17 protein-coding genes and 5 tRNA genes are annotated in these 18,023 nt (G+C 61.2%); 6 read left to right on the top strand and 16 right to left on the bottom strand.

Annotated elements, in window-relative coordinates; translation table 11 throughout:
• Positions 1-3: 3 nt before the first annotated feature.
• From AACW87_RS16545 to cyoE, 4 genes are read left to right on the top strand one after another with little or no spacing between them, the layout of a single operon-like run.
• Positions 4-720, top strand: a complete 717-nt coding sequence (locus AACW87_RS16545) for an SURF1 family protein (RefSeq protein WP_241325572.1) — start codon at positions 4-6, stop codon at positions 718-720.
• Positions 713-1,192, top strand: a complete 480-nt coding sequence (locus tag AACW87_RS16540; protein WP_241325571.1) for a hypothetical protein — start codon at positions 713-715, stop codon at positions 1,190-1,192. The genes AACW87_RS16545 and AACW87_RS16540 overlap by 8 nt, the downstream gene beginning before the upstream one ends.
• Positions 1,189-2,208 (top strand): COX15/CtaA family protein, encoded by a 1,020-nt coding sequence (locus AACW87_RS16535; protein WP_241325570.1) that lies wholly within the window; start codon positions 1,189-1,191, stop codon positions 2,206-2,208. Before AACW87_RS16540 ends, AACW87_RS16535 begins: the two co-directional genes overlap by 4 nt.
• Positions 2,205-3,110 carry a heme o synthase gene (gene cyoE, locus AACW87_RS16530; RefSeq protein WP_241325569.1) on the top strand — a complete coding sequence of 302 codons (906 nt, stop codon included), beginning with the start codon at positions 2,205-2,207 and terminating at the stop codon, positions 3,108-3,110. Before AACW87_RS16535 ends, cyoE begins: the two co-directional genes overlap by 4 nt.
• 113 nt (positions 3,111-3,223) lie before the next feature.
• Here the strand turns inward: cyoE and AACW87_RS16525 are convergent, their stop codons facing one another.
• From AACW87_RS16525 to nhaC, 7 genes are all read right to left on the bottom strand, one after another.
• Positions 3,224-4,654 (bottom strand): gamma-aminobutyraldehyde dehydrogenase, encoded by a 1,431-nt coding sequence (locus tag AACW87_RS16525; RefSeq protein WP_241325568.1) that lies wholly within the window; start codon positions 4,652-4,654, stop codon positions 3,224-3,226.
• Positions 4,655-4,683: 29 nt separating this feature from the next.
• Positions 4,684-5,502, bottom strand: a complete 819-nt coding sequence (locus AACW87_RS16520; protein ID WP_103472130.1) for an ABC transporter permease — start codon at positions 5,500-5,502, stop codon at positions 4,684-4,686.
• Complete coding sequence (locus AACW87_RS16515) at positions 5,492-6,460, bottom strand: ABC transporter permease (RefSeq protein WP_241325567.1); 969 nt, start codon at positions 6,458-6,460, stop codon at positions 5,492-5,494. Before AACW87_RS16515 ends, AACW87_RS16520 begins: the two co-directional genes overlap by 11 nt.
• Positions 6,457-7,470, bottom strand: a complete 1,014-nt coding sequence (locus tag AACW87_RS16510) for an ABC transporter ATP-binding protein (RefSeq protein ID WP_241325566.1) — start codon at positions 7,468-7,470, stop codon at positions 6,457-6,459. Before AACW87_RS16510 ends, AACW87_RS16515 begins: the two co-directional genes overlap by 4 nt.
• A 74-nt stretch (positions 7,471-7,544) precedes the next feature.
• The gene (locus AACW87_RS16505; protein ID WP_241279639.1) at positions 7,545-8,690 is read right to left on the bottom strand and encodes an ABC transporter substrate-binding protein; all 1,146 of its coding nucleotides are present in this window, start codon (positions 8,688-8,690) and stop codon (positions 7,545-7,547) included.
• Between the two features lie 200 nt (positions 8,691-8,890).
• Positions 8,891-9,814, bottom strand: coding sequence for a LysR family transcriptional regulator (locus tag AACW87_RS16500; protein ID WP_043137224.1), 924 nt, complete (start codon positions 9,812-9,814; stop codon positions 8,891-8,893).
• Positions 9,815-9,919: 105 nt separating this feature from the next.
• Positions 9,920-11,329: a Na+/H+ antiporter NhaC gene (gene nhaC, locus AACW87_RS16495; protein ID WP_043137222.1), complete on the bottom strand. Its 1,410-nt coding sequence runs from the start codon at positions 11,327-11,329 to the stop codon at positions 9,920-9,922.
• Between the two features lie 302 nt (positions 11,330-11,631).
• Between nhaC and AACW87_RS16490 the strand changes: the two genes are divergently transcribed.
• Positions 11,632-11,838 carry a hypothetical protein gene (locus AACW87_RS16490; RefSeq protein ID WP_021141290.1) on the top strand — a complete coding sequence of 69 codons (207 nt, stop codon included), beginning with the start codon at positions 11,632-11,634 and terminating at the stop codon, positions 11,836-11,838.
• A gap of 3 nt (positions 11,839-11,841) precedes the next feature.
• Here the strand turns inward: AACW87_RS16490 and AACW87_RS16485 are convergent, their stop codons facing one another.
• The 9 genes from AACW87_RS16485 to rsmC form a co-directional block, all read right to left on the bottom strand.
• Positions 11,842-12,108, bottom strand: a complete 267-nt coding sequence (locus tag AACW87_RS16485) for a late competence development ComFB family protein (RefSeq protein WP_043137219.1) — start codon at positions 12,106-12,108, stop codon at positions 11,842-11,844.
• A gap of 109 nt (positions 12,109-12,217) precedes the next feature.
• Positions 12,218-12,303, bottom strand: a tRNA-Leu gene (locus AACW87_RS16480).
• A gap of 71 nt (positions 12,304-12,374) precedes the next feature.
• Positions 12,375-12,460, bottom strand: a tRNA-Leu gene (locus AACW87_RS16475).
• Positions 12,461-12,504: 44 nt separating this feature from the next.
• Positions 12,505-12,590, bottom strand: a tRNA-Leu gene (locus AACW87_RS16470).
• Between the two features lie 44 nt (positions 12,591-12,634).
• Positions 12,635-12,720: transfer RNA gene (locus AACW87_RS16465), tRNA-Leu, on the bottom strand.
• 56 nt (positions 12,721-12,776) lie between these two features.
• Positions 12,777-12,862 (bottom strand) — tRNA-Leu (locus AACW87_RS16460).
• Positions 12,863-12,978: 116 nt separating this feature from the next.
• Positions 12,979-14,439, bottom strand: a complete 1,461-nt coding sequence (glgA, locus tag AACW87_RS16455; protein WP_241325565.1) for a glycogen synthase GlgA — start codon at positions 14,437-14,439, stop codon at positions 12,979-12,981.
• On the bottom strand, positions 14,429-15,688 hold the full coding sequence (gene glgC, locus AACW87_RS16450; RefSeq protein WP_274454401.1) for a glucose-1-phosphate adenylyltransferase: 1,260 nt from the start codon (positions 15,686-15,688) through the stop codon (positions 14,429-14,431). Before glgC ends, glgA begins: the two co-directional genes overlap by 11 nt.
• A 107-nt stretch (positions 15,689-15,795) precedes the next feature.
• Complete coding sequence (rsmC, locus tag AACW87_RS16445; protein WP_241325564.1) at positions 15,796-16,824, bottom strand: 16S rRNA (guanine(1207)-N(2))-methyltransferase RsmC; 1,029 nt, start codon at positions 16,822-16,824, stop codon at positions 15,796-15,798.
• A 278-nt stretch (positions 16,825-17,102) separates the two neighbouring features.
• Here rsmC and dapA point away from each other — a divergent pair, with 278 nt between their 5' ends.
• A complete protein-coding gene (gene dapA, locus AACW87_RS16440; protein ID WP_043554405.1) occupies positions 17,103-17,975 on the top strand; it encodes a 4-hydroxy-tetrahydrodipicolinate synthase in 873 nt (290 codons plus the stop codon).
• Positions 17,976-18,023 lie beyond the last annotated feature (48 nt).

Raw genomic sequence — 18,023 nt, 5'->3', positions numbered from 1 at the left:
GACATGGCGACGTGGCATAAGCAGCGACCATTCCATTACAGGCGCTGGATCCTGCTGATATTCACTCTGGGTGTGTCTGCCGGTTTGTGCAAGCTGGCGCTCTGGCAATGGCAGCGTGCGGCCGAAAAGGAGGAGTGGCTGGCCCATGTAGCCACCCTGCAGCAGGCGGTGCCATTGACGCTGACCGAGATCGACTGGCGGCAGGCTGAGCGTCTGGACGGTGCACAATTGCGAGGAAAGGTGGAGTGGGTGGCCCCCTATATCTGGTTGCTGGACAATCAGCTGGTCGCGCACGAGGCCGGATATGATGTGCTCATCCCGGTACGCGCCGACAGCCACTCCCCCCCGTTGCTGGTGAATCTGGGCTGGCTTCCTGCCCCTGCGCAGCGCCAGCAGTTGCCACTCCCCGTCATTCCGGCAAGGTTCGAGCTTAACGGCCTGCTGCGGATCAAGCCCAGCGGCGTCTTGCTGGGACAAAACATAGAAGCGGGTCCCTATCCGAACCGGCTGCAAGCCATCAGGGTGGATAGCCTGAACCGCATCAGTGGCTTGTCACTCGTCGATGCCGTGTTTTACCAGCAGACGTCTCCCTTTATCTACCACTATCAACAGCATGTGATGCCGCCAGAGAAGCACAGGGCCTATGCGGTGCAGTGGTTGGGACTGGCGCTGGTAACGCTGTGCGGCGGTTGGGTGTTGAGCAGGAGGTCCGATGGATAAGTGGAAGGTGCCTGTTGCATTCGCGTTGGTGATCCTGTTGCCTGTGGTGCTGGCCGCACTGACGTTGCGACAGGGCTGGTATGAACCCGGCACTCGCAACAAGGGACAATGGCTGAGCAAAGACGTCTACCTGCTGCAACCACTCCCGCCGAGCCAGACCAAATGGCGGCTGGTTTATCTGAAAGCCAGGCAGTGTGAGGCTGTATGTCGGCAGGTGCCGATGCTGATGCAGCGGATCCGGAGCGCATTGGGCCGCAACCTGGACAAGCTGGCGCTGGTGCAACTGGTTGATGAGCCAGCGCCCGAGGCAGGCGCAGAGATCAAAACGGGGGACATCATGCTGGTGGACTCACAGGGGTTGGCCATACTGCGTTACGAGGTGCCTGCCAACACGGCCCAGTGGCCGCTGTTTGGCAAGGCTGTGCTGTCGGATGTGCAACAGTTGCTCAAATATCAGCGAGGCCCTGAATGAAGAGTCAGAAGATGCTGGCGTCGATGGCCATCGCCCTGGCGACGCTGGTCATACTGCTCGGCGCCTATACCCGGCTGACCGATGCCGGACTCGCGTGTCCCGATTGGCCGGGCTGTTACGGCTCGCTGGCCGTCCCTCAATCTGCGCATATCGAGCGAGCCGCCCAGCTTTACCCGGAGAGCCCGCTGGAGCCCCGCAAGGCGCGCAGTGAGATGGTGCATCGCTATTTCGCCGGTGCATTGGGCTGCGTCATTGCGCTCCTGTTCATGCTGAGCTGGCGTTGCAAACAACGCCTGCGCCGCATCGCCAGCGCGCTGCTCATCCTGGTGCTGGGTCAGGCCATGCTGGGCATGTGGACTGTGACGCTGGCCCTGCATCCTCTGGTCGTGATGGCTCATCTGCTGGGTGGATTCGCCATCCTGACCCTGCTGTGGTTGTATCGGGTCGACGTGACGACCGACCCCGCCAGGGCAAGCCCTGTCATCTGTGGTCAGGGTTTGCCCTGGCTGGGCAATCTGGCGTGCGCCGTGCTGCTGGTGCAGATTGCCTTGGGTGGCTGGACTTCGGCCAACTATGCCGCCATGGCCTGCGTCGAGTTGCCAGTCTGCCAGGATGGCTGGCAAAACCAGCTGGCGTGGGGAGAGGCTTTTCATCTGCCCCTGGGGCATGGCAGCTATGAGTTTGGCGTGCTGGGCAAGGAGGCGCGTCAGACGATCCACATAGCTCACCGCCTCGGAGCCCTGGGCACTGTCTTGCTGGTCGGAGCCTTCGCGCTCGGGCTGATCCGCCAGGGGCTCCTCTTGCGCCCCCTGGGGGTATTGTTGCTGGCCTTGTTGCTCATGCAGATAGCCCTGGGGCTGGCGAACGTCCACCTGGCCCTGCCACTGGCAAATGCTCTCGCGCACAACCTGGTGGCGGCACACCTGCTGGTGTGTTGTGTGCTGGCCCGTGGGCGGCTCTCTCGCCCCTATCTTTCCCCCTTGCTGTCGCCCGGGGCGATCAGGAGTCAGATATGAACAGCAAGTCATTGGCCCGCATCATAGACATCCGGTTGCTGCGGGACTATTACCAGCTGACCAAACCCAAGGTGGTGGCACTGCTCCTGCTGACGGCCTGGGTCGGCATGTTGCTGGCCGAGCCGACGGTGGCCTCGCTGGACAACATGGTCTCCGGGTTGGTGGGGATAGGGTTGTTAGCCGCAGCGGCGGCGGCCATGAACCATATTCTGGATCGCGATATTGATACCCAGATGCGCAGGACGCGCTGGCGGCCGGTCGCCACTGGGCGGATCGGCACCAAACCGGCGATGGCGTTTGCGTTCTGGCTGGCCCTGCTGGGCTTTGCCTTGCTCTATTGGGGCGTGAATCCCCTGACGGCCTGGCTGACCCTGGCCAGCCTGTTTGGCTATGCGGTCGTCTACACCCTGTTGTTGAAGCGGGCCACACCACAGAACATAGTCATCGGCGGGCTGGCGGGAGCCATGCCGCCGCTGCTTGGCTGGACCAGCATCACGGGGCAGCTCTCGGCCGAGCCCTGGCTGCTGGTGATGATCATCTTCGCCTGGACGCCGCCTCACTTCTGGGCGCTGGCAATCCATAGACGAGATGAGTATGCCGGCGCCAATATTCCCATGCTGCCGGTCACCCATGGCATTGCTTTTACCAAGACGGCGATCCTGCTCTATCTGCTGATGCTGACCCTGATCTGCCTGCTACCCTATCTGATCGGCATGTCGGGCCTGCTCTACCTGATCGGCAGCCTGATGTTGAACCTCTTGTTCTGCTGGCATGGCTGGTTACTGAAGTACTCGGAGCGGCCCGGTCAGGCGATGCGGACTTTCCGTTTCTCCATCTACCACCTGATGCTGCTGTTTGGTCTGCTGATCCTGGATCACCATTGGCTGTGGCGGCTGTCCTAGGAAAAGCCATCTGCCTTTGAGTTTCAGGGGCTTGGGATGGGAACAATTCAGGGGCGCAGTGCGGGGGAAACGGCTCAAGTGACAAGGCTGGCCCAGGGCCAGCCTTGTCGTTTTCAGAGCTTGACCATGATGTGGCGCGGCACAGTGTAATCCTCCAGCGCGTAGAGGGAGAGATCCTTGCCGTAGCCGGACATCTTCATGCCGCCGTGGGGCATCTCCGAGGTGAGCATGAAGTGGGTGTTGATCCAGGTGCAACCATATTGCAGGTGGCTGGCTACCTTGCTGGCGAGGCTCAAATCCCGGGTCCAGACTGACGAGGCGAGGCCGTAGTCCGAGTCGTTGGCCCACTGCACCACCTGCTCGGCGTCGTTGAAGCGAGTTACCGACACCACCGGGCCGAACACCTCACGCCGCACAATCTCATCCTCCTGGCGGGCGCCAACGATCAGGGTCGGCTCGAAGAAGAAGCCGTTGCCGGGGCGGATCTTGCCCCCCGCTGTCACCTCCACGTGGCCGCTGCTCTGGGCCCGTTCCACGAAGCTGGCTACTCTGTTGCGTTGCCGGTCCGAGATGAGCGGCCCCATCTCCACCCCTTCCTCACGCTGGCTGCCCACCTTGATGGAAGCCACCGCATCCGTCATGGCGGCGACGAACTTGTCGTAGATCTTGCCCTGGGCGTAGATGCGGCAGGCTGCGGTGCAATCTTGCCCCGCGTTGTAGAAGCCGAAGGTGCGAATGCCGGCCACCACGGCCTCCAGATCCGCATCGTCGAAGATGATGACGGGCGCCTTGCCCCCCAGCTCAAGGTGGGTGCGCTTCATGGTGCGGGCGGCGCTCTGCAGAATCTTCTGGCCGGTGGCGATATCGCCGGTCAGGGACACCATGCGCACCAGCGGGTGCTCCACCAGCGGCGCCCCCACGCTCTCGCCCCGGCCGCAGACGATGTTGATGACGCCGCGCGGGAAGAGCTCGCTGGCGAGCTCGGCCAGGCGCAGGGCGGTGAGCGGAGTCTGCTCTGAGGGCTTGAGCACTACCGTATTGCCGGCGGCGAGCACGGGGGCCATCTTCCAGGCCGCCATCATCAGCGGGTAGTTCCAGGGTGCTATGCTGCCCACCACACCTATGGGATCACGGCGGATCATGCTGGTGTGCCCCTCTATGTACTCCCCCGCCAGCGGCCCCTGCAGGCAGCGGGCCGCCCCGGCGAAGAAGCGGAAGCAGTCCACCACCGCCGGCAGCTCATCATTGAGCACCGCCAGATAGGGTTTGCCGCAGTTGAGGGATTCGAGCGCCGCGAACTCCTCGGCGTGGCGCTCTATGGCATCGGCGAGGCGCAACAACAGGTTGCTGCGCTGGGCCGGGGTGGTGCGGCTCCACTGGGCGAAGGCGCGCTGGGCGCCGTTCACCGCCCGGCTCACCTGCTCGAACGAGGCTTCGGGCACGGAGGCGAGCAGCTCGCCGGTGGCCGGGTTGAGGATGGGCTCGGCCGGGCCGTCACCGGTGATGAACTGGCCATCGATCAAGAGTTGGGTAGAGAGTTTCATGGTTGCATCCTTGCACGGGCGTTGAGTTGTTACTTGCCACTGCCGGCGACATCCTGGCCGTCGCGGGTGAGGTAGTAGGCAAGCAGAATGGGGATAGTGGTGAAGGCCACTATGATGAGGGCCACCACGTTGGTGACGGGTCTATCCCGGGGGCGGATCAGCTCCTGATACATCCAGATGGGCAGCGTGGTCTGCTGGCCCGCGGTGAAGGTGGTGACGATCACCTCGTCAAAGCTCAGCGCAAAGGCCAGCATGCCCCCCGCCAGCAGCGCCGTGGCCAGATTGGGCAGGATCACGTAGCGCAGTGTCTGGAAGCCGTCGGCGCCAAGATCCATGGACGCTTCAATCAGCGACTGGTTGGTGCGGCGAAAGCGCGCCAGCGCATTGTTGTAGACCACCACCACGCAGAAGGTGGCGTGGCCTATGACTATGGTCCAGAAGCTGAACGGGATCTCCAGCAGGCCGTAGGCGGAGCGCAGCGCTATACCGGTGACTATGCCGGGCAGGGCGATGGGCAGCACCAGCAGCAGCGACACTACCTCCTGGCCGAAGAAGCGGCTGCGGGCTATGGCCCCCGCCGCCAGGGTGCCGAGCACCATGGCTGCCAGAGTAGCCAGCCCCGCCACCTCCAGCGACAGCTGGATGGCGCGCCACACATCGGGTCTGTTCAGGGTCACCTCGAACCACTTCAGGGTCAGGCCGGGGGGCGGAAACTGGTAGCTCTTGCTCTCGCTGGTGAAGGCGTAGAGGAAGATGAACAGGATCGGGATGTGCAGGAACAGCAGCCCGCCGATGGCGGCATATTTCAGCAGACCGGAGGCCTGATTCACGGGTGGATTAGAGCGCATCAAAGGCTCCTAAACGTTTCGCTATGGTGAGGTAGATGGCGATGATCAGGATCGGCACCAGCGAGAAGGCGGCGGCGAAGGGCAGGTTGCCCGCCGTGCCCTGCTGTATGTAGACCACCTGGCCTATGTACATGGTCGAGTTACCTATGATGCCGGGGATGATGTAGTCCCCAAGCGTCAGGGAGAAGGTGAAGATGGATCCCGCCACCACGCCCGGCAATGCCAGCGGCAGTATCAGGGTGCGAAAGGTCTGTGCCGGGGTGGCGCCGAGATCGCTGCTCGCCTCCAGCAGGGAGCGCGGGATCCGCTCCACCGCCGCCTGGATGGGCAGGATCATGAAGGGCAGCCAGACGTAGACGAAGACGATGAAGGTGCCGAGCCGCGAGAACGACAGCGAGGGGCCGCCTATCACCGGCAGGGAGAGGATGCCATCCAGCAGCCAGTCCAGTCCCAGACTGTCCGCCAGCCAGCTGATGACCCCCTCCTTGGCCAGGATCAGTTTCCAGGCATAGACCCGCACCAGATAGCTGGACCAGAGCGGCAGCATGATGCCCACGTAGAACAGCGCCCGGGTCTTGCCGCTGGTGTAGCGTGCCATGTAGTAGGCGATGGGGAAGCCGAGCAGCGCACAGGCCAGGGTCACCAGCAGCGACATGCCGACGGTGCGGCCGATGACGTCGAGGTTCTCCGCCCGCAGCAGGGCGACGAAGTTTTGCAGTCCCAGCTCGTGGCGTACCTGGCCGCTGAACTCGTCCAGCCCGAAGAAGGCGTTGGAGAGCAGCATCAGCAGGGAGCCCACGTAGATGACGCCGAGCCAGATCAGCGGTGGGCCAAGTAGTATCCCCAGCAGCAGGCCGGGTCGACCGTAGAGCAGGGTGGAGAGGCGCCGCAATGGCCGCAAGCGTGCAGGTTCTGTGATGTGGCTCATGGCAAGGCTCGCACTGTGGGGGAGGCTCATGGCTGAGCACCGGACTCGGAGCCATTCAGGCGATGAATGGCCTGTTCCGGCCAGCTGAGGCTGACCCGGCTGCCATGGGCCAGACGGGCCTGCCCCTCGTTGGGGTGGTTGACGATAAGCTCGAGCCGCTCACCCAGATCGACCCGGTAGCGTACGAAGGGACCCAGGTATTCCACCTCGCGGATCTCGCCCGACCAGCCGGGGCTGCCGGCCTCACTGAGCCGGATCCGCTCCGGGCGTACCATCATCTGGCGAGCATCGCCGCACAGACGGTGGGCCTGCTCCCCCTCGAACAGGTTGACGGTGCCGACGAAGCGGGCGACGAAGGGAGTGGCGGGGGCGTCGTAGATGGTATCCGGCGCGGCTATCTGTTCTATCTTGCCCTGATTGAAGATGCAGATGCGGTCGCTCATGGAGAGCGCCTCCTGCTGATCGTGGGTGACGAAGATGAAGGTGATGCCGAGCTGGCGCTGCAAGGCTTTCAGCTCGAGCTGCATCTGCTCGCGCAGCTTGAGATCGAGCGCCCCCAGCGGCTCGTCCAGCAGCAGGATGCGTGGCTGGTTGATCAGAGCCCGGGCGATGGCGATGCGCTGGCGCTGGCCGCCGGAGAGCTGGCCGGGCTTGCGGTTGCCGACGCCGGGCAAGCGTACCAGCTCCAGCATCTCGTCCACCTTGCGGTAACGCTCCGCCTTGGCCACCCCCTTGAGCATCAGGCCGTAGCCGATGTTGTCGCGCACATCCATGTTGGGGAAGAGGGCATAGTCCTGGAATACGGTGTTGAGGTTGCGATCGTAGGGCGGCACCCGGGAGCAGGGCTCACCGAACAGGCGGATCTCCCCCTCGCTCGGGTATTCGAAGCCTGCGATCATCCGCAGGCAGGTGGTCTTGCCGGAACCGCTCGGGCCAAGCAGGGTAAAAAACTCGCCGGAAGGGATCTGGAAGGAGATGTCGTCGACCGCCTTCACCTCGCCATAGTGGCGGCTGATGCGGTCAAATTGTACGGCGTTCATGGAGCATCCTTGTCTGTGCAGGGATGGGCCGGACTCCTGTCCGGCCCGCTGGGTTGTGCGTAGTCAGCTCAAGCTCAGCGACCACCCAGGATGGCGATATAGTCGGAGACCCAGCGATAGTAGGGCACGCAAGTACCCTGGCTCTTGCACTGGGAGACGGGGGTACGCCAGAAGTGCACCCGGTCGAAGTTGTCGATGCCGTTGGTCTTGCAGCCCTCTTTCCCCAGCAGGGCGTTGCCCTCACAGGCGGCGGGCACCACGGGCACTGAGCCGAACCAGGAGGCGAGATCTCCCTGCAGCTTGTTGTTGAGGGAGTGCTCCAGCCACTGGTAGGCGCAGGTCAGGTTCTTGGCCTCGCTGTGTACCATGCTGGTGTCGGCCCAGCCGGTGACCCCTTCCTTGGGCACAGTGGTGGCGATAGGCTGTTTGTCGGCGATCAGGGTGTTGGCCTGGAATGGCCAGGAGTCGGAGGCTACCACCCCCTCGTTCTTGAAGTCATCGATCTGGACGAAGGCATCGTGCCAGTAGCGGCCCACCAGCTGGCGCTGCTTGCGCAGCAGCTCTAGGGAGGCCTTGTACTGATCCTCGTTCAGCTCGTAAGGGTCTTTGATGCCGAGCGCCGGCTGGTGGGTCATCAGATAGAGGGCGGCATCGGCGATGTGAATGGGGCCGTCGAAGGCCTGTACCCGTCCCTTGTTGGACTTGCCGTCCGGCAGTGTCTGCTCCTCGAACACCAGGCTCCAGGAGTCGGGGGCCTTGGGGAACACCTTGGTGTTGTACATCAGTATGTTGCCGCCCCACTGGTAGGGCACGCCGTAGTGCTTGCCGTCTACCGTGTGCCAGGGTGCACTCTGCAGGCGGGGATCTATCTTGCTGTAGCTCGGGATGAGCGCCAGGTTGAGCGCCTGTACCTTGCCCCCTGCGATGAGGCGCAGGCTGGCGTCGCCGGAGGCGGTCACCAGATCGAAGCCCCCCTCGTTCATCAGCGCCACCATTTCGTCCGAGGTTGCCGCCGTCTTGACGCTGACCTTGCAGCCTGTCTCCTTTTCGAAGCCGGTCACCCAGTCGTAGTTCTTGTCGGTCTCGCCACGCTCTATGTAGCCGGCCCAGGCCACGATATTGAGTTGGCCTTCACCCTTGCCGAGTTCGGTGGGGGCTGCCTGGGTCTGGCCTGCCAGCAGGGCGGGGATCAGGGCCAGGGTCAGGGGGGTCAGTTTCATCTTGCTCTCCTTGCATGATCGGAAACCATGGCGATACCGCAATGGCAATTAACATCCTGTTAACCAGTCATGAGCGTAGGAGAAGACGGTGGTAATGAGAATTTCAATTTTTAACGCCAGAGGTATCTGCTAAATCGATATCGAGTGCAGATGAATCTGAATTTCTGTGGCAAATACGGTCGTCAGGTCCCCGGGAGCGGTTAGCGAGAAACCTGCTGACGGGCCCGCAAGCGGCTCTGATCCCGCACTATGTCGATGAATTCGCGAGCAGTCCAATCCAGCCGCGAGCCGCGCCGCCACACCAGCCCTATGTCGATGGCGGGAATGGGTTCCTTGATGGTGCGGGCCTCGACCCGCTCCTGCTCCAGTGACCAGGGGCGATAGGCAAAGTCCGGCAACAGGGCAACCCCGAGCTGGCTGGCTACCAGGCTGCGCACCGCCTCCACCGAGGCGGTGCGCAGCACTATGCGCGGCGCTATGCCATAGCGGCGCAGGCCGCCGCCGATGATCTGGTCCAGCTGATCGGCGGTCAGCGAGATCATGGGCTCCTCACCGAGCGCCTTGAGGGAGAGGGTCGATTCGGCGCAGAGCGGGTGGTTGGCGGCGAGCCAGACCCGCAGCGGCGAGCGGGTCAGCAGCTCGGTATCGAACGCCTCCTGGCGGATGGTGCGGTTGGTCATGAGGATCCCCACGTCCACCTCGCCGTTGACTATCTGGTGCTCGAGATAGGGCTGTTCATCCTCCTTCACCTCGATCCGCACCGCCGGAAAGGCGCGGCGAAAGCGTCCGAGCGCCTCCGACAGGTAGTAACCGGCCACCAGGGTAGTGACCCCTATGGTGAGCTGCCCCTGATCCTGCTGGGCCACCGCCTTGAGGGACTGGCCGGCTTCGGTCATGGCGCCAAGGATGCGGCGGGCGTGCAGCAAAAACTGGTGGCCCTGGGTGGTGAGGCTGACCCCGCGCGGATTGCGTTCGAACAAGGCGGCGCCCAGCTCGGTTTCCAGCTCGCGAATGGCGCTGGTGACCGCCGACTGGGAGATGTGCAGCTCGGCGGCGGCGCGGCTGACCGAGAAACTGTCGGCTACGGCGACGAAATAGCGGATCTGGCGAAAGGTAAAATTCATCTGGGCATCCTGCCACTCGCGACTGGGGTGGCTGCCAGCTTAACCTCGAATCCCGCTCAAACAAAAGGCGCCGTGATGGCGCCTTTGTCATTGATCTCGCAACGATTAGCGGGAGCTGGCAGCGGCCACCAGCGGAACCCGGTTCACCGCCTTGCCCAGGTAGGCGAGGGTGATGGTCACTATGATGCAGGTGAAGCTGAGCCACATATAGGGCAGGTAGTCGAGGGTGGCGACCCCGAGCACTCCGGCCATGAAGATGCCGTTGTCGCTCCAGGGCACCATGCCGCAGGTGAGGGTGCCGCCGAACTCGGCGTTGCGGGAGAGGTTCTTGCGTGCCAGTCCCAGCCGGTCGTAGTTCTTGGCCATGATCTTGGGGGTCAGGATCAGCGACACATACATGGCCGAGCCGAACACGTTGGCCAGGAAGGCGGTGCCTATGGTGTGGCTGGTCAGGCTGCCGACGCTGTTGATGCGCTTCTCGAAGGCGCCGGCGATCACTTCCAGAATACCGACCTTCTCCAGCAGGCCGCCAAAGCCCAGACCGAAGATGATCACGGCCACCGAGCCCAGCATGGACTCCATGCCACCACGACCCAGGATGTTGTCGATGAAGTCGATGCCGGAGATGATGGGGAAGGGGCTGTAGGCTGAGTGCATCGCCTTGACCGGATCCATGTCCTGAAATGCGATGGCCCAGATCAGGCCCAGCAGGGCGCCGAAGCTGATCACCGGGAAGGCGGGTTTGCGGTTGGCCAAGAGGCCCAGCACCAGCACCACGGGGACTATGGCCAGCGGCGTGATGTTGAACTGCTTGTCGAGCGCCTCCATCACCAGATTGACCTGCTCCAGGCTGACATTGCCCGAATACTGCATGCCGACCAGGGTGAACAGCACGGCCGTGATGACATAGGAGACTAGGCTGATGGGCAGCATCCCCTTGATGTGTTCCACCACATCGACGTTGGACATGGTCGATGCCAGCACCACGGAGTCGGAGAGCGGGGAGAGCTTGTCACCGAAATAGACACCGGAGAGCACGGCGCCGGCCACCAGGGGGGCGGGGACGCCCAGGCTGTGGCCAATGCCCATCATGGCGATGCCGGCGGTGGCGGCCGAGCCCCAGGAGGTACCGGTGGCCAGGGAGGTGAGGGAGCAGATGATCAGGGTCGCCAGCAGGAAGATGGAGGGGTGTATCACCTTGAGGCCGAAGTAGATGATGCTGGGCACTATGCCGCCGGCGATCCAGGTGCCGACCAGGGCACCGACGGAGACCAGGATCAGGATGGCCCCCATCCCCTTGGAGACGCCATCGACGGCGGCCTGCTCCAGGGACTTGTAATCATGGCCGAGCTTGATGCCGAGCCCCATGATGACGAACCAGGCAATGAACAGCGCCAACTGGATTGGCAGGTCGAGCACGCTGGTAAACGAGAAGGCCAGGGCCAGGAAAATGGCCAGGCAGGCAAACACCTGCGACATGCCCGGTAGTCGGATGTGGTTTTGTTGGTTTTGCATAGATACTTCCTAAACTCTTGCTCGCCAAGGTCAGTCCCTCTCGTCCTGTGGATACACGTATCCCGAGGGGCCAACCCAAAAAGAGGCCGCAATCTACCACAAACCTGGGGGGGCAAATCCCAACAGATTTAGCAAAAATGCAGTTTTGATTGAAAAACTTACAAATTAGTTGATCTCATAACCCGTTTTTGAGTGCTCTGTTTGCCCCTATGGGACATTCGACTCTGATAGAAAAGTCCGATTGCATACTCCTAAAATACAAATGATAATCGTTATCAAATAATGCGGGAGGAGGCATCACCATGATCTGGATTGTGAGAGTCATGTTGTTGGTCGGGCTGCTGGCCGTGCTGGGCTGGGGTCAGGAGAAGGAGTACGGCATCTGGAGTCTTGGCTTTGTGCTGGCCGCCTGGGTCATGCTGGAACCCAGGCTGAGGCCTGCCCTTATTTTGCTGCCGGTGGCCGGGATGACCGGCATAGCGGCTCTGATCTGGCAGCAGCCCTGGTGAGGATCAGGGGATGGGGGCGCTCTGGACCTTCTCCTGTGCCAGCTTGAGCGACTCAATGACGTTTTTCTCCATCTCGGTACGCTTGGCATCGGTCAGGAAGTAGATCATGTCGACGTCGTGACGTATGTAGTGGGAGGGCAGCTGGTTGAGGGTCAGGCAGCAGAGATCGGCCATCTGGTTGGCGTTCAGCGTCAGGTTCAGACCCTGTCTCTCAATCTCCTTGAGCACCAGATGCTCGTAGAAGTTGTGAATGTCGGTATCCAGTATCATATGCGTTCCTTGGCATGACGATGGGCGGTAAGTCGTCAAAAGCATAGTCATAACAAGGAGTAAAAACAAAAAGCCCATCACTTGCGTGATGGGCTTTTTATGTAATGAATGGTGCGAAGAGAGGGACTCGAACCCTCACATCCGTGGGACACTAACACCTGAAGCTAGCGCGTCTACCAATTCCGCCACCTTCGCACACTGATTTTCTCCAGCTGGTTTTTAAATGCGGTTGGAGCGCATTGCTCTGTTTTTACATGTCAGAATCATGGTGCGAAGAGAGGGACTCGAACCCTCACACCCGGGGGGCACTAACACCTGAAGCTAGCGCGTCTACCAATTCCGCCACCTTCGCACATTGTGTTACCAGTTTTGATTTACATGCTGTCTGGAGAAGCATGGTGCGAAGAGAGGGACTCGAACCCTCACATCCGTGGGACACTAACACCTGAAGCTAGCGCGTCTACCAATTCCGCCACCTTCGCACATTGTGTTACCAGTTTTGATTTACATGCTATCTGGAGAAGCATGGTGCGAAGAGAGGGACTCGAACCCTCACACCCGGGGGGCACTAACACCTGAAGCTAGCGCGTCTACCAATTCCGCCACCTTCGCACATTCGGGTTATCAGTCTGGATTGACATGCTGTCTGATAAAAGCATGTTGCAGTATGGTGCGAAGAGAGGGACTCGAACCCTCACATCCGTGGGACACTAACACCTGAAGCTAGCGCGTCTACCAATTCCGCCACCTTCGCATCACTGCGGTGGGGGATTCTATAGAGTTTTGGAAGAGCGTCAACAGCCAAAGGGGACTTTTTTCGCTGTTGACGTTCAAAGCAGTGCTAAGGGCACAAAACTTCAGCAATTAGCGTCATTGACGCGCCAGGGCATCCCGATACATCTGCTCATACTGGGTGACCGAGTCCGGCCAGTTGAAGCGGGTGTTCATGGCGTTGCGCTGCACTCTGGCAAACCGTTCGGGATCCTGCAGGTAATAGAGCAGGCTGCGGCGCATGGCATCGAGCAGTATGTTGGCGGTCGGATCGTTGAAGCAGAAGCCGGTGGCGTGCTCAGGATCGGCATCCCAGTCCACTACGGTATCCTTGAGGCCACCGACGGCCCGCACCAGCGGCAAGGTGCCGTAGGCCAGGCTGTACATCTGGTTGAGACCGCAGGGTTCGAACAGGGAGGGCATCAGGAAAAAGTCGGCGCCCGCTTCCACCAGGTGGGCCAGCCGGTCGTCATAGGTGTTGATGAAGGCAAACTTGTCCGGGTACTGCTGAGCCATGGCCTGCAACTGGGCGGCGAGGGAGGGATCCCCCGAGCCCACTATCACCACCTGCACCTTGTGATGCAGGAACTTGTCCAGCACCGGCAGCAACAGGTGCACCCCTTTCTGCTCGGTCAGCCGGCACACCATGCCGTAGATGGGCAGATCCGCCACCGGCAGGCCGGTTTCCTGTTGCAGTGTCTGCTTGCAGACCCGCTTGCCGGCGAGGTTGTCGACGTCATAGGTGGCGGGCAGGAAGTCGTCGAAGGCCGGATCCCAGTCCTGATAGTCGCAGCCATTGAGAATGCCGCGCAGGTCGGCTGCCCGCTGCTGGAAGATGCTGGCCATGCCGTGGGCGCCCAGGTGGGTCAGCAGCTCGCTGGCGTAGTTGGGACTGACCGCATTGATCTTGTCGGCATAGAGCACCCCGCACTTGAGCAGGTTGATGTGACCGTAGTCGTAGCTGATGCGCTGTTCATACTCGGCAATCTCGGGCATGGCCCAGAACTGCTCCCGACCGAACACTCCCTGGAAGGCCGCGTTGTGAATGCTGATCACGCTGCGGGTGTGCTGGAAGAAGGGGTTATGGGCATGACGGGACTTGAGCAGCAGCGGCAGCAGACCGGTATGCCAGTCGTTGCAGTGCACTATGTCGGGGGCAAAGTTGAGCTGTTCGCAAGCATGCAGGGCCGCGGCCGAGAAGAAGGCGAAGCGTTCACCATTGTCGCCATAGGCCTGGTTGTTCTCGGCGTAGAGCTGGGGTCGATCGAAATATTGCGGGCAGTCGAGCAGGTAGACACAGACCCCTTCCAGCTCCATCTGATAGATGCGATAGCCGATATCCGGCAGTCCCGGATGGGTTGGCAACCAGCGCGAGGCGATCAGTCTGGCCTCATCACGGCGTTTGATCGTCTTGTAGAAGGGCAGGATGATCCTGACGTCATGGCCCTTCTGGGCCAGATACAGCGGCAGGGCTCTGGCCACGTCCGCCAGGCCCCCGGTCTTCACAAGCCCCTCAACTTCCGAGGCAACAAACAGGATTTTCAGTGGGTTAATAGCCAACTCTTGCTCCCTTAGGTACCACGACGATACCGCCTTCGGATACGGTAAATCTCTCTCTGTCATGGTCCAGATTTTCACCGATCACGGTGCCGGGTGCAATTTCAACGTTCTTGTCAATGATGGCGCGCCGAATGGAACAGCCTTCGCCAATCTTCACATCCCCGAGCAACACTGACTCGCTGATGTGGCTGCAGGGGCCTATGTTGCAGCGAAAACCCAGGATGGAGCGCTGGATCTGGCTGCCCTGAATGAAGCAACCGCCGGAGATCAGGGAGTTGGCAATCTTGACCTTGCAGTCATCGGTATCGACGAAGGTGGCGGGCGGCAGGGGCGGATAGTGAGTGTGCAGCGGCCACTTGCGGTTGTAGAGGGAGAAGGGGGCGTCGTCCGCCACCAGATCCATGTGCGCCTGCCAGTAGGAGTCGAGGGTGCCCACGTCGCGCCAGTAGACGTTGGGCTTCTCGCCCGGGATCACGTTGGTACTGTAGTCGTAGACATAGACGGGGGCGCGCGGGAACAGGCTGGGGATGATGTCCTTGCCAAAATCGTGGCTGGAGTTCTCCTCGGCGGCATCGCGCTTGAGCTCGCGGTAGAGCGCTTCGGTTTCGAAGATATAGTTTCCCATCGAGACCAGTGCCTGGGTGGGATCTCCCGGAATGTGCTTCGGATGTTTGGGTTTTTCTTCGAAACCTATCATGCGCCCTTCCTGATCCACCTCGATCACTCCGAAGGCGCTCGCCTCCTCGATGGGCATGCGCAGGGCGGCGACGGTCAGGGCGGCGGCCTTTTGTTTGTGGAAGGTCACCATCTGGCTCACATCCATCTTGTAGATGTGGTCGGAGCCGAAGATGCAGACGTGCTCGGGGTCGGAGATCTCGATGAAACGCAGGTTCTGGTAGATGGCATCGGCCGTGCCGTCATACCAGCGTTTGCCCATCCGCATCTGGGCAGGAATGGGGTCGATGAAGCGGTCCGTGATGCCGACTATGTTCCAGCCCTTCTTCATGTGCAGATAGAGGGACTGGGACTTGAATTGGGTCAATACGTAGATGCGCAGGAAGTCTGCGTTGACGAAGTTGTTGAGGACGAAGTCGATCAGTCGATAGCTGCCGCCGAACGGGACAGAGGGCTTGCTGCGAGTGGTGGTAAGCGGCTGGAGACGGGTTCCTTCGCCGCCTGCCAGTATCATGGTGAGTATGCCTGCCATCGTATTTCTCTCCCTGAATTTATGATATGAAAAGGTTTTCAGCTCACTGCAAAAAAACACCCCTAAAGGGGTGGTTAAACGATTGACAATTACCTTATCAGATCCCGGATGGGGCCCTCTACTTGTTTTATTACACCGGTTACACTTATTTACACTTTGCTCAGATACACCTTGAATTTGCTGTCGCTGTTGACCACTTCGGTCCGTTTGAAGTGCGTATCCAGTATAGGCTGATATCGCAGGAAGGCGTTGGCGACTATGGTCAGACCGCCATTCGCCAACAGGTATTCCGGTGCCTTGGCGAGGAAGGTTTCGGTGGCAGCATAGAAGGTCTTGAGCCCGGCGTGGAAGGGAGGGTTCGAGACGATATGTTGAAACTTTTCAGCAATGTCGGAGTAAACGTCAGAGGCATGAACCTTCCCCTGCAAGCCATTGACGGCCAGGGTGCGGCGGCTCGACTCCAGCGCCAGCGCGCTGATATCCACCATGCTGACCGTCAGATCCGGATTACGCTTGGCCAGCATTGACCCTATGACTCCTGCGCCGCAACCAAAATCGAGCAGCTTGCCCCGCATCGGCGGCAGGCTGGCCAGCAACATCTGGCTGCCCAGATCCAGCTCGTCGGCACTGAATACCCCCGGCAGCGCCAGCACGGTCAGCGCCGTCTCACCCGCCTTGCATTCATACCGGCTGAACCAGGCGTCCAGTTCGAATGGTGCTACCGGTTTGCTCAGCTCACCGTGATAGAGAGAGCAGCGGCGCGCCGAGTCGCGCTTGATGGGCTTGTCGCCGTAAGGGGCCAGCAGCTTGTCGGCGCCGTTGATGCCGCCGCGATTCTCACCGGCCAGAAACAGATCGGCGCCAGTCTCCAGCAGGGGGGCCATCATGGCCAGCAGGTATTGCGCCTCGGCCTTGGCCTTGGGCATCAGCAGCAGCAAAGCATCGAAACGGGGGGCGCCGCCGAGCTGGTGATCGAACAGGATGGCGTCCCCCAGTGCGGCCTGCTGACTGCGGTAGTAGCAATAGTCCGTGGTGAATACTGTCAGGGAGCGGGCCAGCTCGGCCAGCTGGCGGGGATAGTCATCCTCCAGCGTCCCGCAGACAAGTAGCCGCTTGCCGACAAAGAGGGCTTGGTTTCGTTCCAGCATCTGGCTGACGGCACTGACAGGGCTGCTCATCGGGTCTCTCCACACAATTTTGGGCGGCCATTATACATAGCCCCTTTCGCCTTGACATTTATGCCGTGTTCCCGAAATATGCCCAGACACCATTTTTTGACCAGAGATGATGAAATGCGGTTCAACGGGTTGAAACGAAAGCACAAGAAAAGCCTGACATTCGGGCCTGCCGACGTTCGCGCGTAACCTCTCATCCCTGAGAAGATTCAAACCCCGGTTGCGCAGCCCGTACCGGGGTTTTTTATTGCCATATGCGAGTCAACGGAGAAGGAAATCCCATGTTTCAAGGTTCGATAGTTGCCCTGATCACCCCATTTCGACAGGGCCAGCTGGATGAGGCCGCACTGGCCCGTCTGGTGGAGTGGCACATAGCGCAGGGGACCCACGGCATAGTGCCGGTCGGTACCACGGGTGAGAGCCCGACCCTGACCCACGACGAGCATTGCCGGGTGGTGGAACTGGTAGTCAAGCAGGTGGCGGGGCGCATTCCCGTGATTGCCGGCGCCGGTTCCAACAACCCGGTCGAAGCGATCGAATACACCCGCCACGCCGAGCAGGCGGGGGCCGATGCGACCCTGCATGTGGCCGGTTACTACAACCGTCCCAATCAGGAGGGGCTCTACCACCACTTCAAGGCGGTGCACGATGCGACGACCAAGCCCATCATCGTCTACAACATTCCGCCGCGCGCCATCGTGGACGTGCAACCGGCGACCCTGGCCCGCCTGGCCGAACTGCCACGCATCGCCGGCGTGAAGGATGCCACCGGCGACCTGGCCCGCCCCTGGACCGAGCGCCAGCTGATCAAGAAGCCGTTCGCCTGGCTCTCCGGCGAAGATGCCACCGCGGTGGCCTACAACATAGGTGGCGGCCAGGGCTGCATCTCGGTGACGGCCAACGTGGCCCCCAAGCTGGTGGCCGAGGTGCAGAACCTGACGCTGGCTGGTGAGTGGCAGGCCGCCCGTGAGTTGCAGGACACGCTCATTCCGCTGCATCAGGCCATGTTCGCCGAGCCGAGCCCGGCGGGCGCCAAGTATGCGGTCTCCCTGCTGGGCTTTTGCAGCGAAGAGTGTCGCCTGCCGGTGATGCCGCTGTCCGAGGCGACCCGCGAGCGCATCCGCAGCGCGATGCAGGCATTGAATTTGTTATAAAAATTGGGCTCTGGATCGCGCTTTTGACTGCCTAGTCAATTAATGTGC

The organism is Aeromonas sp. MR7 (assembly GCF_963899385.1).
Lineage (GTDB): Bacteria > Pseudomonadota > Gammaproteobacteria > Enterobacterales > Aeromonadaceae > Aeromonas > Aeromonas bestiarum.
This window is presented reverse-complemented; position numbering and strand designations above follow the sequence as displayed.

Coding starts and splice junctions, on each gene's coding strand:
- cyoE (WP_241325569.1), top strand. CDS start 2,205: ATGAACAGCAAGTCATTGGCCCGCATCATAGACATCCGGTTGCTGCGG.
- AACW87_RS16510 (WP_241325566.1), bottom strand. CDS start 7,470: ATGAACGCCGTACAATTTGACCGCATCAGCCGCCACTATGGCGAGGTG.
- nhaC (WP_043137222.1), bottom strand. CDS start 11,329: ATGCAAAACCAACAAAACCACATCCGACTACCGGGCATGTCGCAGGTG.
- AACW87_RS16500 (WP_043137224.1), bottom strand. CDS start 9,814: ATGAATTTTACCTTTCGCCAGATCCGCTATTTCGTCGCCGTAGCCGAC.
- AACW87_RS16545 (WP_241325572.1), top strand. CDS start 4: ATGGCGACGTGGCATAAGCAGCGACCATTCCATTACAGGCGCTGGATC.
- AACW87_RS16485 (WP_043137219.1), bottom strand. CDS start 12,108: ATGATACTGGATACCGACATTCACAACTTCTACGAGCATCTGGTGCTC.
- AACW87_RS16535 (WP_241325570.1), top strand. CDS start 1,189: ATGAAGAGTCAGAAGATGCTGGCGTCGATGGCCATCGCCCTGGCGACG.
- AACW87_RS16515 (WP_241325567.1), bottom strand. CDS start 6,460: ATGAGCCTCCCCCACAGTGCGAGCCTTGCCATGAGCCACATCACAGAA.
- rsmC (WP_241325564.1), bottom strand. CDS start 16,824: ATGAGCAGCCCTGTCAGTGCCGTCAGCCAGATGCTGGAACGAAACCAA.
- AACW87_RS16520 (WP_103472130.1), bottom strand. CDS start 5,502: ATGCGCTCTAATCCACCCGTGAATCAGGCCTCCGGTCTGCTGAAATAT.
- AACW87_RS16540 (WP_241325571.1), top strand. CDS start 713: ATGGATAAGTGGAAGGTGCCTGTTGCATTCGCGTTGGTGATCCTGTTG.
- AACW87_RS16490 (WP_021141290.1), top strand. CDS start 11,632: ATGATCTGGATTGTGAGAGTCATGTTGTTGGTCGGGCTGCTGGCCGTG.
- AACW87_RS16505 (WP_241279639.1), bottom strand. CDS start 8,690: ATGAAACTGACCCCCCTGACCCTGGCCCTGATCCCCGCCCTGCTGGCA.
- AACW87_RS16525 (WP_241325568.1), bottom strand. CDS start 4,654: ATGAAACTCTCTACCCAACTCTTGATCGATGGCCAGTTCATCACCGGT.
- dapA (WP_043554405.1), top strand. CDS start 17,103: ATGTTTCAAGGTTCGATAGTTGCCCTGATCACCCCATTTCGACAGGGC.